Origin of the sequence: Micromonospora sp. KC721 (assembly GCF_004348355.1) — a bacterium.
Lineage (GTDB): Bacteria > Actinomycetota > Actinomycetes > Mycobacteriales > Micromonosporaceae > Micromonospora.
Genome location: NZ_SMJY01000231.1, coordinates 1 through 8,620 on the forward strand (window position 1 = coordinate 1; position 8,620 = coordinate 8,620).

An 8,620-nucleotide genomic window follows, 5' to 3' on the forward strand; every position below is an offset into this window, starting at 1 on the left:
GCCGGGCGTGGTTGTTGTTCAGCTTGCTGTCGTGGATGTCGACCCGGCCGTAGTTGGCGATCGCCCCGCCGTTGCCCTCGGCGTTGTTACCGACCAGAGTGGTCTTGACCAGGCGGGCGGCACCACCGGGCGCCACCAGCAGCGCGCCCCCGTCGGGGCCCTGCGTGTCACCCGGTTCCCGCTGCCCACCGGGGGTCTGCTGGTCGGCCGGGCCCGGCCCGTCAGGGCCCTGTGGTCGGTCGGTGGTTTGCTGGCCGCCGTACCGGAACGCGGCGGCGTTGCCGCCCTTGAGGGTGACATCCCGCAGCGTCAGGTCCCCGCCGTCGGCGACGGTGAACAGCCGGAAGGTGTCCTCGGAATCCCGGGTGATGGTGGCGTCCCGCCCCTCGATGGTGACCTCGTGCCGGATCGTCGGCAGCCCCGAGCCGGACTTCACGTCATAGCCGCCCAGTTCGTACGTGCAGTGCCGGGCCAGCCGCAACGTGCCGCCGCGGTCCCGGTTGACCAGGTCCACCGCCTCGACGAGCTGTTCCTCGTCACACGGCACGTCGCGGACCTTTCCCGGTCTCCCGCCGCCCCGGTGATCATCGTCTCGACCACCCCGGTCACCGGCCGTGCTCGTCGGGACGTTCGCGGGGGGCTTTCCGTCGTCGTTCACCTGCTGCGGTGCCGCCAACCGCTGCTCCGCTGCGCGCCGGGCGTCGCCGGGCTTGTCGTCGCGAGCGGCGAGACCGCCGAGCGCCGCCAGGCCGACGACACCGGTCAGGCCGGCCATGCCGGTGGCGACCCAGAGCACCCGTCGCCGGTTCGTCGGCGGCGTCATCCGCGCCTCGCCGTCGGAAGTCGTTACGTCGTTGGACATCAGAGCCTTCCGCCCTTTCGTGCTCACAAGGGGCCAGCACCGTGCAAGCGGGCTGACCAGCCACAAACCGGTTGCAGCCTCTGAAGCACACCGTATGAGAAGTAATCTCACGAGAGGGACGGATCATCAGAAAGTCCGTAGTTCGCTCACGTTAGGGTCCGCTGCTCGGCCTCCGGCTCACCCGATCGTGCATCGCCGGCGCAGACGATGGCGGGCCCCGCCACCGGTGCCGGACGCAGAACCGTCCGACGCCGGCGGCGGGGCCCGCCGCGTGGTCGTACCCCGGGTCAGCCCGGCAGCCGGGGGCCCGCCTCACGCTGCTCGGCCAGCCACGTCTCCACCTCGTCGGCGCGGCGCGGCAGCCCGGCCGAGAGGTTCACCCCGCCGGTCGCGGTGACCAGGATGTCGTCCTCGATCCGCACACCGACGCCCCGCAACTCCTCGGGCACCAACTCGTCCTCCGGCTGGAAGTAGAGCCCTGGCTCGACGGTGAGCACGTACCCCTCGCCGAGCGTGCCGTCGCGGTACTTCTCCTTGCGGGCGTTGGCGCAGTCGTGCACGTCGATGCCGAGCATGTGGCTGGTGCCGTGCAGCGTCCAGCGGCGGTAGACCGTCGAGGTCGGGTCCATCGCCTCGTCCACGCTCACCGGCAGCAGCCCGAGGTCCTTCAGCGCCTCGGCGAGCACCCGCATCGCGGTCAGGTGCACGTCCTGGAACGCCACCCCGGGCTTGATGAGGTCGATGGCGGCCTGCTGGGCGTGGTACACGGCGTCGTAGACCTGCCGCTGCAACGGCGTGAACCGACCGTCGACCGGCAGCACCCGGGTCACGTCGGCGGTGTAGAGGTTGCGGTTCTCGACGCCCATGTCCATCAGCAGCAGCTCACCCGGGCGGGTGGTGCCGTGGTTGTGCACCCAGTGCAGGATCGTGGCGTGCTCGCCCGCCCCGACGATCGAGCCGTACCCGACGTCGTTGCCGTCGTGCCGGGCGCGCAGCGCGAAGACCCCCTCCAGCAGCCGCTCGGAGACCCCGCGGTCGGCCGGCAGCGCCCGGGCCACGTCCTCGAATCCGCGTACGGTGGCGTCCACGGCCTCCTGGAGCTGGGCGATCTCCCACTCGTCCTTGACCAGCTTCAGCTCCGAGATGACGATCGCCAGCTCGCGGTCGCGGGCCGGCTGGCCCTCGGCGCGGGGCCCGTCCCAGGCGCGTACGGCAGCGTCCACCTTCGGGTCGAAGCCGCGCAGCACCCGGGTACGCCCTGGCGCGAGCCCGGCGAGGGCCGCGTCGAGCCCGGCCAGGTCCTCGGTCGGCAGGCCCAGTTCGGTCGACTTCTCCGTCAGGGTGTGCCGCCGGCCGACCCACAGCTCACCGTGCCGGCTGCGGAAGAACTCGTCGGTCTCCCGGGAGGAACGGGGCCGCACGTACAGCGTGGCGTCGTGCCCGGAGCCGTTGGGCCGTAGCACCAGCACGCCGTCCGGGTCCAGGTCGCCGGTCAGGTACGCGAAGTCGCTGCCCGCCCGGAACCGGTGCTCGGTGTCGTTGGCGCGGACCTTCTCGTTGCCGGTCGGGATGACCAGGGTCTCGCCGGGAAAGGCGGCGGAGAGGGCGGCGCGGCGTTTGGCGTAGTTCGGCACCTCCGGGCGAGGGCCGACCGGCAGGGTGGTGTCCCGCCAGCCCTGGCGCATGAAGGCAAGGAAGGCCTCCGGGAAATCCGGGTCGTGCGATTCGGTGCCGTCCGCCGGCTTGCCGTTGACTCGGTCCTCGGCCATGTCCGCTCCCTCCGCTGCGTCGCTGGTCCGACGGTACCGCCTTGCCGCCGCCCGTTGGGAACGGCGGCATCGGGTCCGGGAGGGCCGGCGCGGGTCGGCACGATCGGTGCCGCACCGCCCGGACCGGTGTCGTCGCTGGTCGGTGGTGCCGGGGCGGCGGCCACGGACCGGCCGTGGCTAAAGAGAGCCAGCGGTGCCGCGACGGGCGCTTCGCCAGCGTGGAAAGATGACCACCATGTGCGGACTCCTGGCCTTCTTCAGTGCGCGCGGCGACGCCGCCGCCCACCGCGACAACATCGCCGGGGCATTGGAATGCCTACACCACCGTGGCCCGGACGAGACCGGGGTCGAGGTGGTCGGGGACGCCTCCGGCCGGTACGCGGACGGGGTGTTCGCGCACAAGCGGCTGGCGATCATCGATGTCGCGTCCAGCCACGAGCCGCTGCCCTACGCCGGCGGTCGCTACCTGCTCACCTTCAACGGCGAGATCTACAACTACATCGAGCTGCGCGAGGAGTTGATCCGCACCTTCGGCGCCCAGTTCGCCACGGCCGGCGACGGTGAGGTGATTGTCGCCGGTTACCACTACTGGGGCGAGCAGGTGCTCACCCGGCTGCGCGGCATGTTCGCCTTCGTCATCTGGGACCGCCAGGAGCGGCGGGCCTTCGGTGCCCGCGACTACTTCGGCATCAAGCCGCTGCACTACCTGGAGACCGCCGACGGGCTCTACCTCGCCTCCGAGAAGAAGGCGCTGTTGCCCTTCGCTCACTCCGCGTACCAGGGCGACGCCGGCATCGACACGGCGAGCCTGAGCCACTACCTGACCCTGCAGTACGTCCCGGAGCCGGGCACCCTGCACAAGGGGATCAGCCGGATCGGGTCGGGGGAGTACCTCACCTGGACGCCGGGCGGCCGGATCGACGTACGCCGGTGGTACCGGCCGGTGTTCCGCCCGGCGCCGGTCGACGACGAGCAGCGGCTCTACCACGACATCCGGGAGACGCTGCGGGAGAGCGTCCGGATGCACATGCGCTCGGACGTGCCGGTCGGCTCGTTCCTGTCCAGCGGCATCGACTCCACCGCGGTGGTGGCGCTCGCGCGGGAGTTCAACCCGAACATCCTGACCTTCACCGTCGGGTACGACGTGCCCGGCTACTCCGAGATCGACGTGGCCCAGGATTCGGCCCGGCACCTCGACGTGACCACCATCCCGACCAAGATCGGGCCGCAGGACATGATCGACGCGCTGCCGAAGATCGTCTGGCACCTGGACGACCCGGTGGCCGACCCGGCGCTGGTGCCGCTCTACTTCGTGGCCAAGAAGGCCGCCGAGCACGTCACGGTGGTTCTCTCCGGCGAGGGCGCGGACGAGTTCTTCGGCGGGTACACCATCTACCGGGAGCCGCTCTCCCTCGGCGCGGTCAACGGCCTGCCGGGCGGCGTGCAGAAGGGGCTGCGGGCGGTCTCCAAGGCAATCCCCCAGGGCGTCAAGGGCAAGAGTTTCCTGGAGCGCGGCACCACCCCGATCGAGCAGCGCTACTACGGCAACGCCCGGATGTTCACCGAGGAGGAGAAGCAGCACCTGCTGCGCCGCTACGACCCCTCGGTCCGCTACACCGACGTCACCGCGCCGATCTACGCCGAGTGCACCGAGCTGGACGACGTCACCAAGATGCAGTACGTCGACCTGTACACCTGGCTGCGCGGCGACATCCTGGTCAAGGCCGACCGGATCTCGATGGCGCACTCGCTGGAGGTGCGGGTGCCCTTCCTCGACCGGGAGGTCTTCAACGTCGCGGCCGGCATCCCGGTGGACCTGAAGCTGCCGCCCCGCTCGGACGCCACCAAGTACGCCATGCGCCAGGCGTTGCAGGGGGTGGTCCCGCCGGCCATCGTCAACCGCAAGAAGCTGGGCTTCCCCACCCCGACCCGGGTCTGGCTGCGCGGTGAGATGTACGAGTGGGCCCGGCACGTGCTGGCCACCTCGGGCGCCGGTGACCTGATCGACCTGTCGTACGCGATGCGGCTGTTGGACGAGCACAAGCGGGAGGAGGCGGACCACTCCCGCAAGGTGTGGACGGTGCTGATCTTCTGTATCTGGCACGCCATCTTCGTGGCCAGGACCCTGGACCCGGGTATCCAGCGCAACCAGTCGGCGCTGCTGACCAAGCCCGTCGTGGGCAGCATGGTCCGCTGACCGCCCCCGGGCCGGGCGGCGGGGTGTACCGCCGCCCGGCGGGGTGGGGTCAGCGGCCGGTGCAGGTGACGGTGGGCAGGGTGTTGGTGCCGTTCGTGCTGGCGAGGAAGCCGAACGTGGTGGTGCCCTCCGGCGCGATCGTGCCGTTGTACGGGGCGTTGGTGACCGTCACCGACGCCCCGTTCGTGCTCGCCGTGCCGCCCCAGATCTGCGTGATCCGCTGACCGTTGGGCCAGGTCCAGTTCGCCGTCCAGCCGCCGTACGTCCGGCTGCTGTGGTTCATGATCATCACTTCGCCCTGGAATCCGCCGTTCCAGGAGCTGGCCACCTTGTAGACGGCCATGCAGTCATCGCCGTGCGGCGGCGGCGTGGTCGGGCCCGGCGGCGGGGTGGTCGGGCCCGGCGGGGGAGTGGTCGGGCCCGGCGGCGGGGTCGAGCCACCGCCGATGCCGGTCACCTCGCCGTTGCCCCCGTCGAAGGTGACGTCCGAGCAGCCGAAGAAGTTCTCCTGGCTGTCGGAACGGACCCAGCGGGAGTAGATGATGTGCCGGCCGGACTTGTTCGTCGGCAGGTTGCCGCTGAAGTAGTAGTGCCCCTCGTTGGTGCCGACAGCGCCGCGCTGCGGCGGGTTGGTCACCGTGAGGAACGGTTGCTCCTCCAGGTCGCTCCAGGCCAGCGGGCGGTTCGGGCTCCAGCTGTTCTTCGTCACGTAGAAGTAGAAGGTGCCCGGGTGGTGGGCCCAGTTGCTGTACTTGAACTCCATCCGGGCGCCGGCCGTGAGATGGGTCAGCGGCCAGTCGGTGCGGGCCAGGTCGTAGCCGGCGAATCCGGGGTTGCCGCCACTGCACAGTTTGCCGTCGGGGATGTAGCCGACGGTGCGCCCGCCGGCGTCCGAACGCAGCACGCTGAACCAGTTGTAGAGGGAGTTGGGGCCGCTCTGCGCCACGGCCGCCGTGCAGGCCGGGTTGTTCGGTCTGATCTCTCCGGTGCCGGTCAGGCCGTCCTTCCAACACAGGAAGGTACGGCTGCCGGGGGTCATCGCCGCGCCGTGCGCGGCGGCCGGCTCGGCCTGGCTGACCAGGGCAACGGTGCCCAGAGCGACGGTGGCTACCGCGGTGAGCAACGCGGCGGTACGGGAACGGAGCACGAGGTTCTCCTGATCCGCGGAGCAGGCGTGGTCGCCGGCCCCGCTGTGCGGGGGATGCGTCGATCGCGGCGTCGTGACCGGCGGCCCGAATGTCGGCAGGGCCCGGACGGTCGCGCGCCGCCACGGTCCGCCGCCCGCGGACCGGTGCCTCTCGCGTCGCTCCAGCTCGTCCCGGTGGTGCGACAGCCCCGCACCAATCCGGTACCGGTAATCCCAGCACGCCCGGACGAGACACGCAATAGGTGGCCCTCGATATATCAAGACGACGCTTCGCCACCCGGTGAGATGGGCACCTGTGCCAGCCTGGAACCGGGCGACGGGATGCTGGGAGGCGATGTGGGGTACGTGGTGGTGCTGGGTGAGGCGTTGGTGGACCTGCTCGACGCCGAGTGCGACGGTCGGCCCGTCTTCCGGCAGGAGATCGGCGGCGGCCCGCTCAACGTCGCCGTCGGGGTGTCCCGGCTGGGCGGCGACGCGCAGTTCGTCGGTTCCCTCGGCGACGACGTGCTCGCCGGCCGGATCCGGTCCTTCCTCGACGCCGCCGGGGTGGGGCTGGCCGGGGCGGTCACCGTGCCGGCCCCGACCGCGCTCGCGGTGACCAGCCACGCCGAGGCCGAGCCCGACTTCCGCTTCTACGGCGAGCCGCCGTCGTACGGCCTGCTCACCGCCGACGACCTGGACGTCGCGCTGGTGCAGGGCGCGGACGTGCTCTCCTGCGGTTCGATCGCCCTGCTCTGCCCGCCGGTGCTCGCGGCCGCCCGCCGTGCCTGGTCGCTCACCACCGGCCTGCGGGTCTTCGACCCGAACGTGCGGCCCCGGCTGGTGGACGGGCCGGCCGCTCTGGCCGAGCTGCGCCAGGTGGTGGCCGAGTTCGCCGCCGGGGCGCACCTGGTCAAGCTGAGCGCGGCCGACGCCGAGCTGCTCTATCCCGGTGAGCCAATCGAGGGGGTCGCCGCATACCTGCGGGAGTTGGGAACCGGGACCGTCGTGGTCACCCTCGGTGCCGACGGTGCGGTGGTCGCCCCCGCCGGGGCGGATCCGGTACGCGTGCCCGCGCCGAAGGTGCGCGCGGTCGACGCCACCGGGGCCGGCGACTCGGTGATGGCGGCGCTCGTGGCGGACCTGCTCGTCGACGGCGAGCCGGCCGTCGCCGTCGACTGGCACCGGCGGGTGGCGTTCGCGCTTCGGGTGGCCGGGGTGGTCTGCGAGTCCCCGGGCGGTGCGGTGTCGATGCCCACCCGGGCCGAGGTGCTGCGCCGCTTCGCCGGCTGAGGCCGACGAACCCGACGGTGCTCACCCTGGCCCGCCCCCGGGCTCAGGCGGTGCCGTCGAGTTCGGCGAAACCGCGACGGGCGGCGATCAGGCCGGGGCGGGCGCCGAAGGGCGCCTCGGCGGCGACCCGCTCCGGTGGTGCCCCGCCGGTGTGCGCGGCGCGGATCAGCCAGGCTAGGTCGGCGAGCTGCTGGTGCTGGGCCCGGACGAAGCCGACGTCGACCACCTCGCCGTGCCCGGGCACGACCACGGTCGCGGGCGTGGTGAGCCGCAGCAGGTCGGCGACCGCGTCCGGCCACTGCAAGGGGTACGAGTCCTCGAAGGCGGGTGGGCCGCCCTGCTCGACGAGATCCCCGGCGATCAGCACGTCGGCGTCGGGCACGTGCACCAGCAGATCGGCGTCGGTGTGCCCGCGCCCCGGATGGCGCAGCAGCACCCGCCGGCCACCGATGTCGAGCACCTCCTCGGTGTGCACCGGGTGGGTCGGAGCCAGCACATCGGTACCGGCCACCTCCTCGGCGAACCCGGGCCGCTTCCCGTGCAGTTCCGCGTACGCCTCGCGGCGCAGCCGCTCCGGCGCCTCGCGCAGTGCGGTGGCGGCCAGCACGTGCGCGTATACCGGGCGAGGTGGGTCGCCGGCCAGCGTGGCGTTGCCGAAGCAGTGGTCGAAGTGGTGGTGGGTGTTGACCAGCGTCCACGGATGGCCGGTGACCGCCCGCGCCGCCGCCGCCAGCTCGGCGGCCTGCCCGGCGGTGGAGAGGGTGTCCACCAGCAGGGCCTCGCCGTCCCCGACGACCAGGGTGACGTTGACGTCGAGCAGCGGCTCGCGCAGCACGTGGACCCGGTCGGCGACCTCGGTGAACCGGAGGCTCACCGGATCCGCGCCGCTCGCTCGACGAAGCGTTGCCGGTCGACCAGCACCCGCTCCACCCGACCTTCCGCGACCGTCTCGTCGCCGTCGGTGACGGTCACCTCGAAGATCAGCCGTCGGCCGTCGACCTCGCCCAGCCGAGCCTGCGCCACCACCGTGCGCCCGACCGGCGTCGCCGCCCGGTGTTCCAACTCGATCCGGCTTCCCACCGTGGTCCGCCCCGGTGGCATCCGGATGGCGGTGGCCGCGACGGTGGCCGCCTCGGCCAGGGCCAGCACCCGGGGCGTGCCGAGCACCGGTACGTCGCCGGAGCCCACCGACTGGGCCGTGTCGGCGTCGGTGACGGTCAGTTCCACCCGGGCGGTCAGTCCCGGCGAAAAGGGCGACTCCGGCTGCTCCTGCATGGGGGCGAGCCTAGTCCAGCCGGCCGCCGCCGCTAACCTTGTCCGCGATGGCCGTCGTGACTGATTCCCCGCCCCCCACCCCGACCGGACCCCCAGCG

Annotated in this window: 6 protein-coding genes and 1 pseudogene; 2 read left to right on the plus strand and 5 right to left on the minus strand. The window is 72.0% G+C overall.

What is annotated here, in order from left to right:
* Nucleotides 1–862 (minus strand): annotated as a pseudogene (locus E1182_RS26855) (hypothetical protein); the annotation flags it as partial.
* A gap of 287 nt (nt 863–1,149) precedes the next feature.
* Nucleotides 1,150–2,631, minus strand: coding sequence for an aminopeptidase P family protein (locus E1182_RS26860; protein ID WP_132270411.1), 1,482 nt, complete (start codon nt 2,629–2,631; stop codon nt 1,150–1,152).
* Between the two features lie 235 nt (nt 2,632–2,866).
* On the opposite strand from E1182_RS26860, the gene asnB reads away from it, so the two are divergent.
* Nucleotides 2,867–4,828: an asparagine synthase (glutamine-hydrolyzing) gene (gene asnB, locus E1182_RS26865; protein WP_132270420.1), complete on the plus strand. Its 1,962-nt coding sequence runs from the start codon at nt 2,867–2,869 to the stop codon at nt 4,826–4,828.
* Nucleotides 4,829–4,877: 49 nt separating this feature from the next.
* Here asnB and E1182_RS26870 read toward each other — a convergent pair whose 3' ends face one another.
* A complete protein-coding gene (locus E1182_RS26870; protein ID WP_132270413.1) occupies nt 4,878–5,975 on the minus strand; it encodes a lytic polysaccharide monooxygenase in 1,098 nt (365 codons plus the stop codon).
* Nucleotides 5,976–6,311: 336 nt separating this feature from the next.
* On the opposite strand from E1182_RS26870, the gene E1182_RS26875 reads away from it, so the two are divergent.
* Nucleotides 6,312–7,247 (plus strand): carbohydrate kinase, encoded by a 936-nt coding sequence (locus tag E1182_RS26875; protein WP_132270422.1) that lies wholly within the window; start codon nt 6,312–6,314, stop codon nt 7,245–7,247.
* A 43-nt stretch (nt 7,248–7,290) separates the two neighbouring features.
* Here the strand turns inward: E1182_RS26875 and E1182_RS26880 are convergent, their stop codons facing one another.
* Together E1182_RS26880 and E1182_RS26885 are read right to left on the minus strand one after the other, a co-directional pair.
* The gene (locus E1182_RS26880; protein WP_132270416.1) at nt 7,291–8,121 is read right to left on the minus strand and encodes an MBL fold metallo-hydrolase; all 831 of its coding nucleotides are present in this window, start codon (nt 8,119–8,121) and stop codon (nt 7,291–7,293) included.
* Nucleotides 8,118–8,522, minus strand: coding sequence for a thioesterase family protein (locus E1182_RS26885; protein WP_132270418.1), 405 nt, complete (start codon nt 8,520–8,522; stop codon nt 8,118–8,120). The genes E1182_RS26880 and E1182_RS26885 overlap by 4 nt, the downstream gene beginning before the upstream one ends.
* Nucleotides 8,523–8,620 lie beyond the last annotated feature (98 nt).